Origin of the sequence: Pseudomonas sp. BNK-15, assembly GCF_047456105.1 — a bacterium.
Taxonomy (GTDB): Bacteria; Pseudomonadota; Gammaproteobacteria; order Pseudomonadales; family Pseudomonadaceae; genus Aquipseudomonas; species Aquipseudomonas putida_E.
In genome coordinates this window covers 1,361,071-1,381,418 of sequence record NZ_CP179898.1, presented here as the reverse complement: position 1 = coordinate 1,381,418, position 20,348 = coordinate 1,361,071, and the positions used below count along the sequence as shown (strand labels likewise).

At 62.7% G+C, this 20,348-nt stretch carries 18 protein-coding genes and 1 pseudogene; 12 read left to right on the top strand and 7 right to left on the bottom strand.

Translation table 11 applies throughout. The features are described 5' to 3' along the window. The first annotated feature begins 15 nt into the window (after positions 1-15). The 5 genes from parE (at position 16) to ACMGF5_RS06210 (ending at position 6,573) form a co-directional block, all read left to right on the top strand. The gene (gene parE / locus ACMGF5_RS06230; RefSeq protein WP_012316499.1) at positions 16-1,920 is read left to right on the top strand and encodes a DNA topoisomerase IV subunit B; all 1,905 of its coding nucleotides are present in this window, start codon (positions 16-18) and stop codon (positions 1,918-1,920) included. Next, positions 1,917-2,903 (top strand): esterase-like activity of phytase family protein, encoded by a 987-nt coding sequence (locus ACMGF5_RS06225; protein WP_115273755.1) that lies wholly within the window; start codon positions 1,917-1,919, stop codon positions 2,901-2,903. Before parE ends, ACMGF5_RS06225 begins: the two co-directional genes overlap by 4 nt. Next, the gene (locus ACMGF5_RS06220) at positions 2,900-3,418 is read left to right on the top strand and encodes a TIGR02281 family clan AA aspartic protease (RefSeq protein ID WP_115273756.1); all 519 of its coding nucleotides are present in this window, start codon (positions 2,900-2,902) and stop codon (positions 3,416-3,418) included. Before ACMGF5_RS06225 ends, ACMGF5_RS06220 begins: the two co-directional genes overlap by 4 nt. 10 nt (positions 3,419-3,428) lie before the next feature. Then, entirely contained in the window at positions 3,429-5,687 is a 2,259-nt protein-coding gene (gene parC / locus ACMGF5_RS06215) for a DNA topoisomerase IV subunit A (protein ID WP_046788113.1), read from the top strand. A 175-nt stretch (positions 5,688-5,862) separates the two neighbouring features. Further along, positions 5,863-6,573: a membrane integrity-associated transporter subunit PqiC gene (locus tag ACMGF5_RS06210; protein ID WP_046788112.1), complete on the top strand. Its 711-nt coding sequence runs from the start codon at positions 5,863-5,865 to the stop codon at positions 6,571-6,573. 73 nt (positions 6,574-6,646) lie between these two features. Here ACMGF5_RS06210 and ACMGF5_RS06205 read toward each other — a convergent pair whose 3' ends face one another. After that, positions 6,647-8,113, bottom strand: coding sequence for an AhpA/YtjB family protein (locus tag ACMGF5_RS06205; protein ID WP_115273757.1), 1,467 nt, complete (start codon positions 8,111-8,113; stop codon positions 6,647-6,649). A 134-nt stretch (positions 8,114-8,247) separates the two neighbouring features. Here ACMGF5_RS06205 and serB point away from each other — a divergent pair, with 134 nt between their 5' ends. Then, complete coding sequence (gene serB, locus ACMGF5_RS06200; RefSeq protein ID WP_046788110.1) at positions 8,248-9,462, top strand: phosphoserine phosphatase SerB; 1,215 nt, start codon at positions 8,248-8,250, stop codon at positions 9,460-9,462. 70 nt (positions 9,463-9,532) lie between these two features. On the opposite strand, the gene asd is transcribed toward serB, so the two are convergent. From asd to ACMGF5_RS06185, 3 genes and pseudogenes are all read right to left on the bottom strand, one after another. Then, positions 9,533-10,396, bottom strand: a complete 864-nt coding sequence (gene asd / locus ACMGF5_RS06195; protein WP_046788109.1) for an archaetidylserine decarboxylase — start codon at positions 10,394-10,396, stop codon at positions 9,533-9,535. Between the two features lie 9 nt (positions 10,397-10,405). After that, positions 10,406-11,214, bottom strand: a pseudogene (locus ACMGF5_RS06190) (rhodanese-like domain-containing protein). A 44-nt stretch (positions 11,215-11,258) separates the two neighbouring features. Beyond that, positions 11,259-12,794: an HDOD domain-containing protein gene (locus ACMGF5_RS06185; RefSeq protein WP_323613990.1), complete on the bottom strand. Its 1,536-nt coding sequence runs from the start codon at positions 12,792-12,794 to the stop codon at positions 11,259-11,261. 130 nt (positions 12,795-12,924) lie between these two features. Between ACMGF5_RS06185 and motA the strand changes: the two genes are divergently transcribed. After that, positions 12,925-13,776 carry a flagellar motor stator protein MotA gene (gene motA / locus ACMGF5_RS06180; protein ID WP_046788106.1) on the top strand — a complete coding sequence of 284 codons (852 nt, stop codon included), beginning with the start codon at positions 12,925-12,927 and terminating at the stop codon, positions 13,774-13,776. 3 nt (positions 13,777-13,779) lie between these two features. Continuing rightward, positions 13,780-14,799, top strand: a complete 1,020-nt coding sequence (gene motB / locus ACMGF5_RS06175) for a flagellar motor protein MotB (RefSeq protein WP_115273759.1) — start codon at positions 13,780-13,782, stop codon at positions 14,797-14,799. Between the two features lie 29 nt (positions 14,800-14,828). Here the strand turns inward: motB and ACMGF5_RS06170 are convergent, their stop codons facing one another. Both ACMGF5_RS06170 and rsgA read right to left on the bottom strand, forming a co-directional pair. Continuing rightward, positions 14,829-15,308, bottom strand: a complete 480-nt coding sequence (locus ACMGF5_RS06170) for a molecular chaperone Tir (protein WP_125924565.1) — start codon at positions 15,306-15,308, stop codon at positions 14,829-14,831. A gap of 114 nt (positions 15,309-15,422) precedes the next feature. Beyond that, positions 15,423-16,454: a small ribosomal subunit biogenesis GTPase RsgA gene (rsgA, locus tag ACMGF5_RS06165; RefSeq protein ID WP_046788104.1), complete on the bottom strand. Its 1,032-nt coding sequence runs from the start codon at positions 16,452-16,454 to the stop codon at positions 15,423-15,425. 160 nt (positions 16,455-16,614) lie between these two features. Here rsgA and orn point away from each other — a divergent pair, with 160 nt between their 5' ends. After that, positions 16,615-17,157, top strand: coding sequence for an oligoribonuclease (gene orn / locus ACMGF5_RS06160; protein WP_046788103.1), 543 nt, complete (start codon positions 16,615-16,617; stop codon positions 17,155-17,157). 93 nt (positions 17,158-17,250) lie between these two features. Beyond that, positions 17,251-17,862: a trimeric intracellular cation channel family protein gene (locus ACMGF5_RS06155; protein WP_003249516.1), complete on the top strand. Its 612-nt coding sequence runs from the start codon at positions 17,251-17,253 to the stop codon at positions 17,860-17,862. Positions 17,863-17,890: 28 nt separating this feature from the next. Here ACMGF5_RS06155 and queG read toward each other — a convergent pair whose 3' ends face one another. After that, positions 17,891-18,955, bottom strand: coding sequence for a tRNA epoxyqueuosine(34) reductase QueG (gene queG, locus ACMGF5_RS06150; RefSeq protein ID WP_115273761.1), 1,065 nt, complete (start codon positions 18,953-18,955; stop codon positions 17,891-17,893). Between the two features lie 65 nt (positions 18,956-19,020). On the opposite strand from queG, the gene ACMGF5_RS06145 reads away from it, so the two are divergent. Together ACMGF5_RS06145 and tsaE are read left to right on the top strand one after the other, a co-directional pair. After that, positions 19,021-19,881 carry an NAD(P)H-hydrate dehydratase gene (locus ACMGF5_RS06145; protein ID WP_046788101.1) on the top strand — a complete coding sequence of 287 codons (861 nt, stop codon included), beginning with the start codon at positions 19,021-19,023 and terminating at the stop codon, positions 19,879-19,881. Next, positions 19,878-20,342 (top strand): tRNA (adenosine(37)-N6)-threonylcarbamoyltransferase complex ATPase subunit type 1 TsaE, encoded by a 465-nt coding sequence (gene tsaE, locus ACMGF5_RS06140; RefSeq protein ID WP_371316839.1) that lies wholly within the window; start codon positions 19,878-19,880, stop codon positions 20,340-20,342. Before ACMGF5_RS06145 ends, tsaE begins: the two co-directional genes overlap by 4 nt. The last annotated feature ends 6 nt before the right edge of the window (positions 20,343-20,348 follow it).

The window sequence follows — 20,348 nt, the reverse complement described above, 5'->3', positions numbered from 1 at the left end:
TGACGACGAGAACCCATGGCCAATCCCAGCGCTAGCGCCTATAACGCAGACGCCATCGAAGTCCTCTCGGGCCTTGACCCGGTCCGTAAACGGCCGGGCATGTACACCGATACCAGCCGGCCGAACCACCTGGCCCAGGAAGTCATCGACAACAGTGTCGACGAAGCCCTGGCTGGCCACGCCCGTTCGGTGCAGGTCATCCTGCATGCCGACCACTCGCTGGAGGTCAGCGACGATGGCCGCGGCATGCCGGTGGATATCCATCCGGAAGAGGGTGTATCGGGGGTCGAGCTGATCCTCACCAAGCTGCACGCCGGCGGCAAGTTCTCCAACAAGAACTACCAGTTCTCCGGGGGCCTGCACGGCGTCGGCATCTCGGTGGTCAACGCCCTGTCGACCCAGGTGCGCGTGCGCGTCAAGCGGGACGGCAATGAATACCAGATGACCTTCGCCGATGGCTTCAAGGCCAGCGAGCTGGAAGTGGTCGGTACGGTCGGCAAGCGCAACACCGGTACCAGTGTGTACTTCAGCCCCGACCCGAAGTATTTCGATTCACCCAAGTTTTCCATCAGCCGCCTCAAGCACGTGCTCAAGGCCAAGGCCGTATTGTGCCCGGGCCTGTTGGTCAGCTTCGAGGACAAGGCCAGCGGCGAGAAGGTCGAATGGCACTACGAGGATGGCCTGCGTTCCTACCTGGTCGACTCGGTCAGCGAGTTCCAGCGCCTGCCGGACGAGCCCTTCTGCGGCAGCCTGGCCGGTAACAAGGAAGCCGTGGACTGGGCCTTGCTGTGGCTGCCAGAAGGTGGTGACAGTGTTCAGGAAAGCTACGTCAACCTGATCCCCACCGCCCAGGGCGGTACCCACGTCAATGGCCTGCGTCAGGGGCTGCTCGATGCCATGCGCGAGTTCTGCGAGTTCCGCAACCTGCTGCCGCGTGGGGTCAAGCTGGCGCCCGAAGACGTCTGGGAACGCATCACTTTCGTGCTCTCGATGAAAATGCAGGAGCCACAGTTCTCTGGGCAGACCAAAGAGCGCCTGTCGTCCCGCGAGGCTGCGGCATTCGTTTCGGGCGTGGTCAAGGATGCCTTCAGCCTGTGGCTCAATGCACACCCCGAGCTAGGCATGCAACTGGCGGAACTGGCCATCAGCAACGCCGGCCGCCGCCTCAAGGCCAGCAAGAAAGTCGAGCGCAAGCGCGTCACTCAGGGCCCTGCGCTGCCGGGCAAGCTGGCCGACTGCGCAGGCCAGGACCCAATGCGGGCCGAGCTGTTCCTGGTCGAGGGTGATTCGGCCGGTGGCTCTGCCAAGCAGGCACGTGACAAGGAATTCCAGGCGATCCTGCCGCTGCGCGGCAAAATCCTCAATACCTGGGAAGTGGACGGTGGCGAGGTACTAGCCAGCCAGGAAGTGCACAACATCGCCGTGGCCATCGGTGTCGACCCGGGCGCTGCCGACCTGTCGCAACTGCGCTACGGCAAGATCTGCATCCTCGCCGACGCCGACTCCGACGGCCTGCACATCGCGACCCTGCTGTGTGCGCTGTTCGTCCAGCACTTCCGTCCGTTGGTCGAAGCAGGCCACGTCTATGTCGCCATGCCGCCGCTGTACCGTATCGACCTTGGCAAGGAAATCTACTACGCCCTCGACGAGGCTGAACGCGACGGCATTCTCGACCGCCTGGTGGCCGAGAAAAAGCGTGGCAAGCCACAGGTCACCCGCTTCAAGGGGCTGGGCGAGATGAACCCGCCGCAATTGCGCGAAACCACCATGGACCCGAACACCCGGCGCCTGGTCCAGCTGACACTGGATGACCTGCAGGGTACTACCGAAATCATGGATATGCTGCTGGCCAAGAAACGCGCGGGCGATCGCAAGAACTGGCTGGAGACCAAAGGCAATCTGGCCGAGGTTCTGGTTTGATTCGTCTGTTTGTCGCGGTTTTATTGACGCTGGTTACTCTGCCGAGCCTGGCAGCCGACTGGCCGGAGCTGAAGCTGGCATCCGAGCATCCGATTGACGGCATGCGCGGCGGCAATCTGTCCGGGCTGGCTTTTTGCCGGGGTGCGCTGTGGGGTGTTTCAGACCGTGATGATGACCGTATCTACCGCTTCGACCAGCACAATGAGGTGTGGCGCGCCCAGCCTTTGACTTTTTCCCCGCCCCCGGTACCGGAGAGCGGGTTGCCCTGGGGGCTGAAGTCGCGCAACTGGGCGGTGTCGTACATTCGTGGTGGCCAGTTTGATTACGAAGGTATCACTTGCGATCAGGCCGGTAATATCTACCTGGTCAGCGAAGCGCATGTGGCCGTGTTGCAACTGCCGGTCGTAGGCGCGCCTGCCTGGCTCAGGGTTGACCCGGCGATGATGCGCCAGGCCAGGGCCACTGGCATGCTGCTGAACTTCAATGCCCTGTTCGAAGGCCTGGCGATCAACCCTGCCGGTGACCGCCTGTGGCTTGCGGCCGAGCGTGAGCGCCGCGGCTTGGTAAAGATAGAGCGCCAGCAGTCGGTATGGACGTGCGGACGCACTTGCGTACTGCTCAGTGAAGCCGGGGTCGAGATGCAACCGCCTCAAATGCCCAATGCCCGTGCGCTTTCGCGTGATTTCGCCGACCTGGCCTGGTTCGAGGGCAAGCTGTTCACCCTCGAACGTAATGCATACCGTGTGTGCCGACGCCATGCCGACAGCGGTGAGGTCGAGCGCTGCTGGTCGTTCGCAGCCGATGCTCTGGTACCCGAGCGACGCTATGATCAGCCGTTCGGCCTGGCCGAAGCGCTGGTCATCGATACCAAGGGCGCATGGATCGGTCTTGACAACAACAACGCTGACCGCGCCGATGGTGAAAGCCGGCCGGTCGTCTGGCGCTTCGCCGCGCCGCAGGGCGGTTGGAGCACCACACCATGAGCCAGCCACCGGGCAAGCGTGCGGGCAGGGTACTGATGATCGTCGCCTGGGCGGCGGCGATGTTCCTGGCTACGCGCTTTTTCGGTGAATGGGAGGCGCGCGAGCGCAACCCCAATACCCAGGTGCAGTCCGAGCACGGCGAAGGCTTCATCGAAGTGCGCCTGCTGGGCAATGGCCAGGGCCATTTCGTGGCAGATGGCGCGATCAACGGCAAGGCTGTGCATTTCATGCTCGATACCGGGGCCACCGACGTGGCGATCCCCGAGGCGCTGGCCCGTGGCCTGAGCCTGCAACGTGGCAGCCCGGTCATCCTCAGCACCGCTAACGGTCGCACCGAAGGGTACCGCACGCGTCTGGACAGCCTGCAACTGGGGGATATCCGCCTGCAGGGCGTGCGCGCCCTGGTGGTGCCGGGGTTGGATGGGCAGACGGTGCTGCTCGGCATGAGCGCTCTGAAACAACTTGAATTTACCCAGCGCGGCGGCACCATGCTGCTGCGCCAGAACCTGAAATGACGAGGCCCGCATGAGCGACTCACTGGAACTCAGCCTCGACGGCGTCGAACGCCGTTCGCTGGCTGACTTCACCGAACAGGCCTACCTCAACTATTCCATGTACGTGATCATGGATCGGGCCTTGCCGCACATCGGCGACGGCCTCAAGCCTGTGCAACGACGCATCGTCTATGCCATGAGCGAGTTGGGGCTCGATGCCGATGCCAAGCACAAGAAGTCGGCGCGTACCGTCGGCGACGTGCTCGGTAAATTCCACCCCCACGGCGATTCGGCCTGCTACGAAGCCATGGTGCTGATGGCGCAGCCGTTCAGCTACCGCTACACGCTGGTCGATGGCCAGGGTAACTGGGGTGCGCCGGACGATCCGAAGTCGTTCGCGGCGATGCGTTACACCGAAGCGCGCCTGTCGCGCTACTCCGAGGTGCTGCTCGGTGAGCTGGGCCAGGGTACCGTGGACTGGGTGCCCAACTTCGACGGTACCCTGCAGGAGCCTGCAGTATTGCCGGCACGGCTGCCGAACATCCTGCTAAACGGCACCACCGGTATTGCCGTCGGCATGGCCACCGACGTGCCGCCACATAACCTGCGCGAAGTGGCCAGTGCCTGTGTGCGCCTGCTCGACGAGCCCAAGGCCACCCTTGAGCAACTGTGTGAACACATCCAGGGGCCGGACTACCCGACCGAAGCCGAAATCATCACGCCGCGTGCCGAGATCCTCAAGATCTACGAAAGCGGCCGCGGTTCGATCCGTATGCGCGCCGTATACCGGGTCGAGGACGGCGACATTGTCGTCACTGCGTTGCCGCACCAGGTCTCCGGGGCCAAGGTGCTGGAGCAGATCGCCGCGCAGATGCAGGCGAAGAAGCTGCCGATGGTCGCTGACCTGCGTGACGAGTCGGACCATGAAAACCCCTGCCGTATCGTGATCATCCCACGCTCCAATCGGGTGGATGCCGATGAACTGATGCAGCACCTGTTCGCCACTACCGAGCTGGAAAGCAGCTATCGGGTCAACGTCAACATCATCGGCCTGGATGGCCGGCCGCAGCTCAAGAACCTGCGTGCCTTGCTCCTGGAGTGGCTGCAGTACCGTATCGGTACCGTTCGTCGCCGCCTGCAGCATCGCCTGGAGAAGGTCGAGAGGCGCCTGCACCTGTTGGAAGGCTTGCTCACTGCATTCCTCAACCTCGATGAAGTCATCCACATCATCCGTACCGAGGAGCATCCCAAGCAGGCATTGATCGCTCGTTTCGACCTCACCGAAATCCAGGCCGACTACATCCTCGAGACGCGCCTGCGCCAGCTGGCCCGTCTGGAGGAGATGAAAATCCGCGGTGAGCAGGACGAACTGCTCAAGGAACAGGCCAAGCTGCTGGCCCTGCTCGGCAGCGATGCCAAGCTACGCAAGCTGGTGCGCAGCGAACTGATCAAGGATGCGGAAACTTACGGCGACGACCGCCGGTCGCCGATCGTCGCGCGCGCCGAAGCCAAGGCGCTGTCGGAAAACGAGCTGATGCCGACGGAGCCAGTCACGGTCGTGCTGTCGGAAAAAGGCTGGGTGCGTTGCGCCAAAGGCCACGATATCGATGCAACCGGCCTGTCGTACAAGGCCGGGGATGGCTTCAAGGCTGCAGCGGCGGGGCGTTCCAACCAGTTTGCCGTGCTCATCGATTCCACCGGGCGCAGCTACTCTGTGGCGGCGCATACCTTGCCATCGGCGCGTGGCCAGGGCGAGCCGCTGACCGGTCGCCTGACGCCGCCGCCGGGGGCTACCTTCGAGTGCGTGCTGTTGCCGGACGATGATGCGCTGTACGTGGTGGCATCGGATGCCGGTTACGGCTTTGTGGTCAAAGGTGAGGACCTGCAGGCCAAGAACAAGGCCGGCAAGGGGCTGCTCAGCCTGCCTAACGGTGCCAAGGTCATCGGCCCCCGCCCGGTGGCCAACCGTGAGCAGGACTGGCTGGCGGCAGTGACCACCGAAGGCCGCTTGCTGGTGTTCAAGGTCGCTGACCTGCCACAACTGGGCAAAGGCAAGGGCAACAAGATCATCGGTGTGCCCGGTGATCGGGTCGCCAGCCGTGAAGAATATGTTACAGATCTGGCGGTGATCCCCGAGGGCGCGACCCTTGTATTGCAAGCTGGCAAGCGTACCCTGTCTTTGAAGCCGGACGACCTTGAGCATTACAAGGGCGAGCGTGGACGGCGGGGTAGCAAGCTGCCGCGCGGGTTCCAGCGCGTTGACGGTTTGCAGGTGGAAGTTCCGGCGTAACCGGTAGAAATGTCTGGGGCGGCAATTTCAGCGCCGTTCCAGGCAGAAATGCTGGAGTCGGACCGACATTTCGCGGATGATAGTGCCCTTGTGGTGCCGGCGTGGCCGTGTGCCCGATTGAATCTATATCAGTATCAATGCGGTTAGCCTGGTGGCGACCGCCTGGATGGGATGAATGAAATTTCTGCGCCTTCCATTTGCGCTATTGATGACGGGCCTGCTGGGGCTGAGCGGATGCAGCATGCATCAGCCGGTTGCCCTGTATCAGCTCGACAGCGGTGATCCTGGCCAGCCCTCGCAGAGTGCGGGCATGGCCGTGGTGCTCGGCCCGGTATCGGTTGCCGATTACCTGCAGCGTGAAACCTTTTTGCAGCGCCAGGCTGATGGCAGCCTGAGTTCGGCGACGGACGGTCGTTGGGCCGGTAGCCTGTCGGCAGACATCGATCAACTGTTGGTGCGTCAGCTGGCCTGGCGCCTGGACAGCCAACGGGTCGTTCTGGCGCCGGCCAGCAGTGGCTTCTCGCCTGACGTACAGGTATTGCTGTCGATCACCCGTCTGGACTCGGGCAAGAACCAGCCGGCCATCCTCGACGCGCAATGGCGTTTGCTGGACCGTCGCGGCAATGTGCGCGACAACCGTATCGTTCACCTCGAGCAGCCGCACGAAGGCAGCGAGTCGTCGCAGGTGCAGGCTCAGGGGCAGTTGTTGCAGAAGCTGGCAGAGCAGTTGAGCGCTGCAGTCAAACCCTTGGCCAACCAGCCAGCGATTGCCGAAGAGTCGCGCAAAAAACCTGCAGCACCGGTTCAGGTCAAGAAAACACCGGAGAAGTCGAAGATCCCCATGGCTTCCCCTATCCGGACCGATATGGAAGTTTATCGGTTCTGATGTTTGCCCCAGATACAGAAAAGCCCGCACATGTGCGGGCTTTTTTGTGGGTGTCAGAGCAGGGGGCTCGATATCAGACCCTGCGCTCGTGCATCCGCGCCAACTGTCGCTCCAGCATCGAGGGGTAAGGCTCCATCAAGCGCTCGACACAGCAGGCGCCTTCAGGGCTGGCAATCGGCCGAATCCGCGCACGCTGGCGAATCAGCGAGTCATCACTGATCTGCCGCTCCACCAGCAGTAGGTTGCGGCTGTGCTGGGAAAGAGCCAGGGCGTCCTGGGCTTTTTCGGTCATCAGCAGGTCTACCTGTTCCAGCCCATGCAGGTCATCGCCCAAGGCCAGGCCCAGTTGCAGTTGCAAGGTGATGCCGCTGTCGGCTACCTCGATCTGCAGGGCGTGGCCGAGGGCGCGCAGCAGCTCGCCGCAGCAGATTGCGTTGGTCAGGTAATCCTCGCCGCAGTCGCGGCTGTGGAACAGCACCAGAGTGCTGCCGTCGTTGAGCGTGTGGGTCTCGCCATCGTACAGCGACGCGGCCTGCTCCAGGCAGTCGCGGTAGCGTTCCAGCAGCTCGGTCAGGCGGGTGCGTGGCAGCCGGCGCAGTTGCTCCTGCGAGCCTAGCTGAACGGCCAGCACCGCAGTGCTCTGCGGCTCGTCGGAGTCGACTACGGCGGCCTTCGGCGCGCTTTCTTCGTGGTCCAGCAGGCCGGCAAAGGCTTCATCGTCGTCTTCGTCGTCTACCTGGGCGGCAACCTTGGCCCGTGGCGCGGCTTTGACCGGCGCAGGGGTATCGTGCAGGTCGTCGAAGTCGTCTTCGTCTTCGTACTCCTCCGGCTCAGGTTCCGGAGGTGGCGGCGGGGCCAGGCGGGCATGCAACTGGCGGGCAATATCGCCGATCTCATCCTGACGATCGATTGCCGGGGTGTAGGGGTGCGGGTCGCGCAACCATACGCGCAGTTGCAGCAGCGGCAGGGTGATGTGGCGGCCTTGGCGCAGGCTCAGGCTCAGCGCCAGGGCCAGCAGGATCGCGGCCAGGATGCCCATGCTCTGCAGGCTGATCAGCATCGGCTGCTGGAACTGGCTCATGTCCAGGCTGATGCGCAGTTGCCCGGCGGTCACGTCCTGGAAGGTGATCTTGGTCTGGTACAGGCCTTCGGCCTCACCCAGCAGGCTGTTGCGTGGGCGCTGCCCGGCCTCGGCCAGGATGCGGCTATCCACGCTATATATAGCCGCATGGGCCACCAGCGGGTTCTTCACCAGGTTGCCCAACAGCACGTTGAGGCTGAGGATGTCGTTGGACACCAGCAGCTCGGTCGCCGATGTGGCTGTCTGGGTGGTCAGGCTCTGGCCAAGGGCGTCAGCCTGCTCGTGCATGGCCTGCTTGAACTGCAGACCCATCACGCAGGCATAGATCACCAGCGCCAGCGCCACCAAGAAAATGTTGGTGCTGGCGATGCGCAGTGCCAGGGGAACGCGACGTTGGCGCAGGGCACGGAAGATCATGAGGAAGAAGTTGTCTGGTTTGACGGGCGTGGGCCGGTTCACAGAGCGCGGCTCTTAATGGCATGAAAGTGCGCGCAGTATAGCGACCCGAGTTTTGTCGGCAAAGTATCGTTGGCGCCCGATGGTCACGGAAAATCGGTAGAATGCGCATTTTTCATCGAAGTCGGAGCCAGGTTGTGCGCGAAATCGTTCTGATCAACATCACCGGTGAGGACCGTCCGGGTCTCACTGCCGCCATCACCGGCGTCCTGCTCCAGGGCGGTGTGAACATTCTCGACATCGGCCTGGCTGTCATGCACGGCACCCTGTCGTTCGGCATTCTGGTCGATATACCGGACAACGAAGTGGCCACCAGCCTGTTGCAAAGCGTGCAGTCCAAGGCCCATGAGCTGAATCTGCAGGCCCGCTACACGCCGATTTCCGAGTCCGATTACCAGCACTGGGCCGATGGTCAGGGCGAGGCTCGCTATATCGCTACCGTCCTCAGCCGCAAGATCACCCCGGAGCAACTGCAGAGTGTCAGCGCGGTCATCAGCCAATATGGCCTGACCATCGAGCGGATCGAGCGCCTGTCTGCACGTGTTGCGCTGGGCGCGCAGCGCGAGAAAGGCAAGGCTGCCCTGGAAATTTCCGTCCGCGGTGAGCCAAGCGATGCCCAGGCGCTGCGCGCCGACTTCTTTGCATTGTCCGAAGCGCTGAACATCGACATCGCCTTCCAGAAGGACGACCTGTTCCGTCGCAACCGCCGCCTGGCCGTGTTTGACATGGATTCGACCCTGATCGAGGCCGAAGTCATCGACGAACTGGCCAAGGCTGCAGGTGTCGGCGAGCAGGTGGCGGCGATCACCGAACGTGCAATGCGCGGCGAACTGGACTTTCGCGCCAGCTTCAAGGAGCGCATGGCGCTGCTCAAAGGCCTGGATGTTGGTGTGCTGGACCAGATCGGTGCTTCGCTGCGCCTCACCGAAGGTGCCGAGAACCTGTTCGCCGAGCTCAAGCGCATGGGCTACAAGACTGCAATCCTTTCGGGTGGCTTCACCTACTTTGCCAAGCAGGTGCAGGCACGCTTGGGCATCGATTATGTGTTCGCCAACGAGCTGGAAGTGGTCGATGGCAAGGTGACCGGCGTGGCCGTTGAGCCCATCGTCGATGCCCAGCGCAAGGCAGAACTGCTGCAGCATTTGGCGAGCGAAGAGGGCCTGCAACTGGAGCAGACCATTGCTGTAGGTGACGGTGCCAACGACCTGCCGATGCTGTCGCTGGCCGGCCTGGGCGTCGCCTTCCGCGCCAAGCCACTGGTGCGTCAATCGGCCAAGCAGGCCATCTCGACTCTGGGGCTGGACGGCGTGCTGTATCTGCTGGGGCTGCGCGACCGCGACGCGCGGGGTTGACACAAGCCTCGCAGACAAAAAGGCCCTGCATGACTGAAGTCATGCAGGGCCTTTTCATTTTTTGCCAGAATCAAGCCTGCGCGGGAACCGCCAACAGCTCACCCATGCGCGTTGCCGAACCGGCACCCAGGGTTTCAGCCCACTTCACCTGCTCCGGCCCAAACAGCACGATAGCCGTGGAACCCAGCTTGAAGCGGCCCAGTTCCGCACCCTTCTCCAGATGGATCGGCGCACGGCTGCCTTCGTCATAGCGGAAGGTTTTAAGTTCGCGCTTGGGCGGAGTGACCAGGCCGGCCCACACGGTCTCGATCGAGGCAACGATCATCGCCCCCACCAGCACGACGGCCATCGGCCCGCGCTCGGTGTCGAATAGGCACACCACACGCTCGTTGCGGGCAAACAGCTCGGGGACGTTTTCTGCGGTGGTCTGGTTAACCGAGAACAGGCGACCCGGCACATAGACCATTTCGCGCAGGGTACCGGCCAGCGGCATGTGCACGCGGTGGTAGTCCTTCGGTGACAGGTAGATGGTAGCGAATTCACCACCCATGAACGGGGCGGCCAGCGCCGGGTCGCCGCCGAGCAGCTCCAGAGCGCTGAAGCTGTGGCCCTTGGCCTGGAAGATGCGACCGTGCTCGATCGGGCCCAGCTGGCTCACAGCGCCATCGGCCGGGCACAGGATTGCCCCCGGGGTTTCATCCAGCGGGCGTGCACCCGGCTTGAGGGCGCGGGTGAAGAAGGCATTGAAGTGCTCGTAGGCGGTGAGGTCTTCGACCAGTGCCTCGTTCATGTTCACCTGGTAGCGCTTGGCGAACCAGGCGGTGAAGGCATTCTTGAACCAGCGTGAGCGGCACTCGGCGACGCAGCCGGCAAGCCGCGACAGAAGATGGTGCGGCAGCAGGTACTGGCTGATGATGAACAGACGGGATTTCATGCAGGTTCCTTAAACTTCTACAGGCGTGTCCGGGTGGTTGCCCCATTCGCTCCACGAGCCGGCATAGGCCTTGACGCGTGGATAGCCGAGGGCTTTGGCCACCAGGTAGGTAAAACCGGAGCGGCGGTGGGACTGGCAATGGGTGATCACCTCCTTGTCGGGGGTGATGCCCAGTTGCTGGAGGACTTCGGCGATGTCCTTGCGGATGCGCAGATGGTCGTTGAGGTCCATGCCGGCCGTCCATTCAAAGTTGACCGCGCCGGGTATATGGCCACCCCTGGCTGCCAGGACCTTTTCACCAGAGAATTCTTGCGGGGCGCGGGCATCCCAGATCACCAGGTCATCGGCGCCCAGGCGGCTTTGCAGGTATTCGCGAGTGGCAGTCGGTTCGCTGTGCAATTGCAGGCGTACCGGTGCGGTGGCGGGCGCGGGTGCCTCCGTCGAGAGCTTGTCCGCCGGCCAGGCCTGGATGCCGCCATTGAGGTAATGGCAGGCCTTGTGGCCGATGACGTCGAGCAGCCAGATGAAGCGCCCGGCCCAGCCGCCGCCCTCATCGTCGTACACCACGTAGACCGCATCATCCCGGTGGCCGAGTTCGCTGAACAGTTTTTCCAGGTCGCCAATGGCCGGCAAAAGCCCCGGCGCGGGCGGCATGCCCAGCTGGGTGCGTTTGCCTTCGACGAAGCGGGCGCCCGGGATATGACCGCTGACATAGCGGTTGGCGCTGCTCAGGTCGACCAGGATCAGCTGGGGGAAGCCAGGCGCGCAAGCAGATCCGCGGGCTCGATCACCAGCGGTAGTCCGGCAAAATCAGTCATCCACGGTCTCCAGTGTGGAAAGAGGGGCGATTGTAGCGCAAGGGTCAGGCATTGCGGTTGGCAAACACCGCAAGGGCGCGCTCGATACATTGCGCGGTTTTGCCGAACGCCTGGACACTGACATCGGCCAGCGGTTTGCCGCCTTGGTCGGCCACCGCCAGCATCAGTACCTGGTTGTTGACTGCCAGCGAGCGCAGCAACAGGTGTTCGCTACGGAAGAACGCACGCAATGGGGCCGGCAGCAGGGCCGCGAACTGGGCATGGTTGTCTGGTGACAGGCGCAGCTGTGCGGCCTGCCCGACCAGTTTCTGCAAAAGCTTGCTCTGCGTGACAGGCAAGGCGATGGCTGCAGCCTCCTTGGGCAAGCCGGCAGTTTGCTGCACGCGCAGGTAATCACTGGCCTTGTCCAGGGTCAGCAGCATGATGCGCTGCATGCCGCAGGCCAACAGTGCTTCGCGGGCCTGGGTGGCCAGATGCACGGTATTGGTGAACGGGCTGGGCTGTGCCAGCAGCTCCTGGCACAGCTTGCGCCAATGGCCGAGCGCCTCGCTGGAAGGCGGTGGTGGCGTCAGCATGTCCGGATGCGGGCGACGCTGTTCCCAGGGCCAGATCAAGGCCTCGGCAGGGTGGAACAAGGCATGCCTGGCGTGCCGGCGGGCACTGGCGGCGGCCTGTTGGTGAACTTGCTGTTGCACGTCCTCCAGTGTGGTCTGCAGGTACAGCGCGGTGAGCAATTGCCAGCGCAGCAGGTGCGGGTTGTCCCAGCCTACCTGTGCCGCCAGGGCCAAGTTGTTGGCCAGCAGCACGGTATTGGCCGGCTGGTTGAACCAGCGGCTCAGTGCCGGCGCCTCGTCCAGGCGGTGCTGTTGGCTGAGCAGGTCTTCGTCGCGGGCGATGCTCAGTATCTGCCCCAGCTGCTCACGCTCTTCGAGCAGCATGCGGTAACCCTGGGTTACCCATTGCGACAGGCGCCAGTGTTCAGCCATGGCTTGGCACAGTGCCAGGATGCGCACGCCAAACAGCTCGAGCTCGACCTCTTGCGCCTCTTCGCCCTTGTGGATAACCCGCAGTTCCCAGGCATCGAGCAGCTTGGGGTAGGCCAGGGCCATCGGCCATAGGGGCGAGAGGAACAGCAGGCTACCCCAGTGAATTTCCTGCCACAGCCGCGCCAGGCGGCTGGCGAACAGGCCGCTGGCTTGCTGCGAAGCATGCTGGCTGATCAGCAGGAACTGCCGCAGTACCGGCGGTATGTCGTCGTCCGGCAGCGCTGGCAGGCGGGTAAGCAATTCCCTGCTGCGCGCCAGGCCCAGCCTGTTAAGGGCGATTTCCAGGCTTTCGGCGGGTTCTGCCTGGCTGGCGTTGGCGGGATGATTGGCCTCGCGCATCACCGACAGCACCAGGGCCGGGCTGTCCTGCATCAGTTCGGCGATATCGCGAAGCGAACGGCGGCTATCGTTGATAGCGCCCATGACCCGGTCGTAACTCTGCTTCGGTACCGGAACACGAATACCGTCGAGCAGCTTTACCCAGGCCTCTAGCGTACGCGGATTCTGAGTGGGCACCTTGGATTCCATTGGCATTTTGACATCAGTCCGAACTGGCTTTTCGCTTTGAGTGGCTATAGTCTGGCGCAGTTCTGCCGATAAGTAGAAGAAGAGTTTTAAAGCTCCCGTCCCTCATCCTGACCACGACAGCAAGTGCTTTGAACCTATGGCTAAAATTATCGGCATCATCGTCGTATTCGCGAGCGTGCTCGGCGGATATGTGCTCTCCCACGGCAAGATCGCGGCACTGATCCAGCCGTTCGAAGTGCTGATCATCGGCGGTGCAGCCTTTGGCGCCTTCATGCAGGCCAACCCCGGTTACATGACCATGCATGTAATCAAGAAGTCGCTGAAGATGTTCGGCACGCGCTTCACCCATACTTTCTACCTGGAAGTGCTGGGCCTGGTTTACGAAATCCTCAACAAGAGCCGTCGCGAAGGCATGATGGCGATCGAGGGCGATATCGAGGACGCCGCGGCCAGCCCGATCTTTGCCAAATACCCAGCGGTGCTGGGTGATGAGCGCATGACTGCCTTCATCTGCGACTACCTGCGCATCATGTCCACCGGCAACATGGCCCCCCACGAGCTCGAAGGCTTGTTCGACATGGAACTGTTGAGCATGAAGGAAGAGCTCGAGCACCCGTCGCATGCGGTCAACGGCATTGCCGACGGCATGCCCGGTTTCGGTATCGTCGCGGCAGTACTGGGTATCGTGGTGACCATGGCGTCTCTGGGCGAAGGCGACCAGGCCTCCATCGGCCTGCACGTCGGCGCCGCGCTGGTCGGTACCTTCTTCGGTATCCTTGCAGCCTATGGTTTCTTCGGCCCGCTGGCCAAGTGCCTGGAGCACGATGCCAAGGAAGAGCTCAACCTCTATGAGTCGATCAAGGCTTCGCTGGTCGCTTCGGCCTCTGGCATGCCACCTTCGCTGGCCGTTGAATTCGGGCGCAAGGTGCTGTATCCGAAGCATCGCCCGAGCTTTGTCGAGCTGGAACAAGCAGTTCGCGGTCGCTGAGCCATGGAAAACAATCAGCCGATAATCATCAAGCGCGTCAAGCGCTACGGTGGTGGCCACCATGGCGGCGCCTGGAAGATCGCTTTCGCTGACTTCGCCACGGCGATGATGGCGTTCTTTCTGGTGCTGTGGCTGCTGTCCACCGCAACGCCCGAGCAGAAGATCGCCATTGCCGGCTACTTCAAGGACCCGATCGGTTTCTCCGAAAGCGGTACGCCCTACGTGATCGACCTTGGCGGCTCGCCCCAGCTGGCGCCGGAAAAGACCATCAACCCGGAGGAGAAGTCCGAGCCTACGCCCGATACCAGCATTCAGCTGGACAAGGACCAGGTCGAGACCTTGGCTGAACAGGTTGAGCGAGAACGCCTCGAACTGCTGTTGCAGGAGCTGCAGAACAAGGTCGAGGAAAACCCCCAGCTGCAGAAGTTCAAGGACCAGATTCTCTTCGAGATCACTCAGGACGGCCTGCGCATCCAGATCATGGATGCCGAGAACCGGCCGATGTTCGACATCGGCAGCGCCCGCCTGCAGCCGTATTTCGAGGACATTCTGCTGGCCATGGCCGACACCATCAAGGCGGTGCCGAACAAGATCAGCGTCAGTGGTCACACCGATGCCAAGCCTTATTCGGACAGCGGCGAGTTCGGCAACTGGGAGCTGTCGGCCAATCGCGCCAATGCTGCACGGCGTGCGCTGGTTGCCGGTGGCTATCCGGATGACCAGGTCGCGCGGGTGGTGGGTTATGCGTCGTCTTCGCTGTTCGACCGCAAAGACCCGTTCAACCCGGTAAACCGCCGTATCGACATCATCGTCCTGACCAAGAAGGCCCAGCGCAACATTGAGGGTGAGCAGGGTACGTCGCCTGCACAGCCAAGCCAGCCAGCGCCGCCTGCCGGCGCTGCGCCTGATGCTTCGGCGGCACCTGCTGCGCAGGATGCACCGATGCAGCCGCGTGAACTGCGCCAGAAGCTGAACATCTTCGAGGAAGGCACCTTGAGGATGGACGAGCCCAACGACCAGTGACGCAGGGGCCGCCCAGCGGCCCCGATTCATCAAAACCCCCGCCGGATCTTGGCCTTCAGATCCGCATGAAAGAAGTCAGCATTGTCCCTGTCGGCGCAGCTTCCGCGCCCCGGCGGCAACGTCATGGCGCGGGTGAACGTGCACTCATCGTGATAGGCCCGCACAAACAGGTCGATGTGCCTGCGCTCGCGCATTACCGGCCATTTGCCAAAGCACTCAGGCAGAGCGCCGCCGTTTCTTTGATAAAAGCTGACACGCCGGCTGCTCATGACTGCAGCCCCCAGCAGCCAGGGTGTCCACCAGTCTGCGGCGGCCCATTCGGACAAAAGCCCAATCCAGTGGGTTGCATCGCTCATGTATCGACAGAAGCTGCCATACAGATCTTCGCGGGTCTGCCCTTGGCAGTCGAACAGGACCAGCTGCGCGGGAATGCTTTCGAGCAGCAAGCGTTCATTGAGGATAAAGGCGTCAAGCCGCTCTTCGTGGCGGTAAGTGATTAAAACCGGCATCGCGGTTGCCCTCCCTGATAGGAAGTCATGACCATCAGGGAAAGCTGCAGGCGGGGCAATAGATGACGGCAAAACCGGAATAGCCCTACGCGCCCCGGTAATATTTCCTACGAATCAGTAGCTGTCTTCCGGCAGGCTGGCAATGATCGAGCGGTAGCTGTTCATGCGCTGCTGCTTGATACGGCCGTCTTCCAGTGCCGTGAGCAGCGCGCAGCCTGGCTCGCGATCATGCTTGCAGTCGCGAAAGCGGCAGGTGCCGAACAGGTCGCGGAACTCGATGAAGCCATCTTCCACATCGTCGCGGCTGACATGGCCAAGGCCGAACTCCCGGATGCCTGGCGAGTCGATCAGGTCGCCGCCATTGGGGAAGTGGTAAAGGCGCGCGGTGGTGGTGGTGTGGGTGCCTTGGCCCGACCATTCGGACAGGTCACCGACCCGGGTGTCGGCAGCAGGCAGCAGGCTGTTGACCAGAGAAGACTTGCCCACACCCGACTGGCCGACGAACACGCTGATATGGCCGTCCAGCATTTGCTGCAGGCGCTGCATGCCGTCGCCATGGTGGGCGGAAACCTCCAGCAGCGGGTAGCCGAGGTCGCGGTACACCTCGAGCAAGGCATGCAGGGCCGGGCCGTTCTCGTCGTTGATCAGGTCGGCTTTGTTCAGCAGCAGCAGTGGGCGGATACCCGCGTGCTCGGCAGCGACCAGGTAACGGTCGATCAGGTTCGGGTGCGGTTCGGGCGCTGGCGCGAAGACGATCACGATGAGGTCGACGTTGGCGGCAACCGGCTTGAGCTGACCGTGGTTGTTCGGCCGGCACAGCTCGGTGCTGCGCGGCATCTGCGCGACGATTACGCCAATGCCCTGGTTGCCGGCACGCCAGACCACGCGGTCACCGGTGACCAGCGCCGGCAGGTTTGCGCGCAGGTGGCAGCGGAATACCTGGCCTGCAGACTCGCCGTCCTTGGCCTCCACCTCGACCTGCACGCCAAAGTGAGCGATCACCAGGCCCAGTTGCTCCGGCCCCAGGTCGCCCCCTTCAAGCTCCTGCAGCGCATGCTGCTCGCGTTTGGCAGCGCGAGCGGCGCGTTCGTTCTGGATCTTTTCGATACGCCAGTTTTGGCGGCGATTGAGCTGGCGTTTGGCCATTAGTGTTCCGTGCGAGTTGCGTGAGAGAGCCGTGGTGGGGCATTGAAAACGGCAGGCAGTTTAGCACGACGGGCGGCGGACCATTCTGTTTACCTTTGCGCCGGGAATGCGCGGGGCTATGCCGCTAGGCTAATATGACGGCCTATACGAGGAGCCCTTCATGCAGAACCCACAGAACCTGATCTGGATCGATCTGGAAATGACCGGCCTGGATCCGGACAACGACGTCATCATCGAGATGGCCACCATCGTCACCGACAGCGAGCTGAACACGCTGGCCGAAGGGCCGGTGATCGCCATCCACCACAGTGACGAAGTGCTGGCGCGCATGGACGAGTGGAATACCCGCACCCATGGCGGCTCGGGGCTGACCCAGCGTGTACGCGAAAGCAAGGTCGGCATGGCCGAGGCCGAAGCGCAGACCATCGCCTTCCTGGAACAATGGGTTCCCAAAGGCAAGTCGCCGATCTGTGGCAACAGCATCTGCCAGGATCGCCGCTTTCTCTATCGCCATATGCGCAGCCTGGAAAACTACTTCCACTACCGCAACCTCGATGTCTCCACCGTGAAGGAGCTGGCTGCGCGCTGGGCACCGGACGTGCGGGACAGCTTCAAGAAGGGCAGCACCCACCTGGCGCTGGACGATATCCGCGAGTCGATTGCCGAACTGCGCCACTACCGCACGCACTTCATCAAGGTGTGAGTCGAAAAAGGGCGCATAGAATGTGCGCGCGCCCTCTTTTGGTGCCTTGGGCAACTGGTTAGACTGCGCGCCTTTCCCGCACGGACCCGCGCCATGTTGTTGATGCTCTACCTTATTGCCATCACCGCCGAAGCCATGACCGGCGCCCTGTCTGCCGGGCGGCGTGGCATGGACTGGTTTGGCGTGGTACTGATCGCCTGTGTGACTGCCCTGGGTGGTGGCTCGGTGCGTGATGTGCTGCTCGGGCACTACCCACTGACTTGGGTGAAGCATCCGGAATACCTGGTGCTGACCAGCTTTGCCGCGCTGCTGACGATTTTCATCGCACCGATGATGCGCCGCCTGCGGTCACTGTTCCTGGTGCTGGATGCCTTGGGGCTGGTGGCCTTTACCCTGATTGGCTGCATGACTGCGCTGGAGATGGGGCAGGGCATGCTGGTGGCGTCGATCAGCGGGGTCATTACAGGGGTGTTCGGTGGGATCCTTCGGGATATTTTCTGTAACGACATCCCACTGGTGTTCCGGCGTGAACTGTATGCCAGCGTGTCTTTTGCCGCGGCGTGGTTTTACCTGGGCTGTGTGTATTTCAAGGTGCCGGCAGAGCAGGCCATGCTGCTGACCTTGTTTGGTGGGTTCCTGGTTCGGCTATTGGCGATCCGCTTCCATTGGGAAATGCCGAAGTTTCACTACAACGACCAGCAGTGAAACCTCAGGGGCTGCTTGGCGGCCCCGGCTATGTAATGCCATGCCGCGCCAGCGCCCACTCCACATGCTCACGCACCAGCTCCGACGGGTCTTCCCGGCGCGCCTTCAAGGCTTCCAGCACCGGAATCGTCGACGGCGCATTGCCCAGGCCCACCGCCAGGTTGCGTAGCCAGCGCTCATACCCGGCGCGCCGCAAAGGCCCGCCCTCGGTCTTGCGTAGAAAAGTCTTTTCATCCCACAGGAACATCTCGGCCAGCTCGGCATTCTCCAGGCCATGCCTGGGCTTGAAGTCGTTTTCCTGGGTTGGACGTGCAAAACGATTCCACGGGCAGACGATCTGGCAGTCATCGCAACCGAACACCCGATTGCCCATCATCGAGCGCAATTCCACGGGGATGGCGCCCTTCAACTCGATGGTCAGGTAAGAAATGCAGCGCCTGGCATCCAGCACATAGGGCCCGACAAAGGCCTTGGTCGGGCAGATGTCCAGGCACGCCTGGCAGCGTCCGCAATGCTCGCTGGCATGCGCCTCGTCTACCGGCAGTGGCAGGTCGACGAACAGTTCGGCCAGGAAGAAATAGCTGCCGGCCTTGCGATTGAGCAGCAGCGTGTTCTTGCCGATCCAGCCTAGCCCCGCCTGTTCGGCAATGGCCTTTTCCAGCACCGGGGCACTGTCGACGAACGCCCGGTAACCGAACGGACCGATGTCTTCCTGGATGCGATCGGCCAGGTGCTGCACGCGTTTGCGCACCAGCTTGTGGTAATCGCGGCCAAGGGCATAGCGCGATACGTAGGCTTTTTCCGCCTGGGCCAGGCGTTGAGCCATCTGTGTATCGCCGGGCAAGTAGTCCATACGCAGCGAAACCACCCTCACGGTGCCAGGGATCAACTGGTCGGGGTGGGCGCGTTTGCCATCGTGGGCGGCCAGGTATTCCATTTCGCCCTGGTAGCCGGCGTCGAGCCAGCGCTGCAGGTGCTGTTCGTGCTCGCCAAGGTCCACACCGGCGATGCCGACGTGGGCAAAACCGAGTTCTCGGCCCCAATTTTTGATCGATTGGGCCAGGGCGGCGAGGTCAAGTGTGCAAGCGGACATGGATGGGCAAGGCAATACGGGCTCAGGTGCGTATAATTCTGCCAGACATTGGAGCCTTTGACCCCATGCCGCAGACCAAACACCCAAGCCATGCCCCGCTCCTGCTAAGCAGCGTGACCGTCACGCGCCTGCCCGCCAGGCATCCGCACGCCCATAAAGGTGACTTCGGCCACGTGCTGGTGGTGGGTGGCGACCTCGGTACCGGTGGCGCAGTGCTGCTGAGCGCCGAAGCCGCGCTACGCTGCGGCGCCGGGCTGGTCAGCGTGGCGACTCGCCCCGATCACGTGGCCGCAAGCCTTGCCCGCTTGCCCGAAACCATGTGCCTGGGGGTCGATTCGGCCAACCAGCTGATGGGGGTATTGGAGCGCGCTTCGGTGCTGGTGGTCGGCCCGGGCCTGGGCCAGGCCGCCTGGGGGCGCAGCCTGCTGTCGGCTGTTGCCAATGCCGAGCGGCCGCAAGTGTGGGATGCCGATGCACTCAACCTGCTGGCGCGCACGCCCCTGGCATTACCCAGTGGCAGTATCCTCACTCCGCACCCGGGGGAGGCCGCGCGGCTGCTGGGCATTTCCACCGAGGCGGTACAGGCCGACCGGCCGGGCGCTGCTCGCAAGCTGGCGCGCCGCTATGCCAGTGTCTGCGTGCTCAAGGGCGCCGGTACGTTGGTGGCGGACCCGTCGGGGCAGTTGGCGCTGTGCCAGCGCGGGCATCCGGCAATGGCAGGGGCAGGCTTGGGTGACGTGCTCACCGGTGTACTGGCGGCGTTATTGGCTCAAGGGCTGGACGCCTGGCAGGCCGCGAGTCTTGGAGTGTGGTTGCACGCGTGTGCCGGCGAGCGGTTGGGTGTGAAAGGTAGAGGCCTGGCGGCCAGTGATCTGGCGCCGGTCATTCGTGAGTTGTTGGAGGAGCATTCTGCGTGTCTGGCATAACCCTGTTTCTGGCCGATGAAGAGGCTACGGTCAAATTCGGTGCATCACTGGCCGAGGTGACCGGCGGTCGCGGCATCATCTTTCTCGAGGGCGACCTGGGCGCGGGCAAGACTACGCTGTCCCGTGGCCTTATTCGCGGCTTGGGCCATACTGGTGCAGTGAAAAGCCCGACCTTCACCGTGGTTGAACCCTACGAGATCGGTGAGGTGCGCGCCTACCATTTCGACCTGTATCGCCTGGTCGATCCGGAGGAGCTGGAGTTCATGGGCATTCGCGACTATTTCGAGGGAGATCCGCTGTGTCTGTTCGAGTGGCCAGAAAAGGGTGCGGGCGTTTTGCCAAAGCCTGACCTGACCATTACCATAAGCCCCCAAGCGGGCGGACGCTCGCTGATCCTTGCGCCGCAGGGGGCTCGCGGCGAGGCCTGGTGCATTGCGCTGGCCAAACACTATAAACAGTAAGTGGGG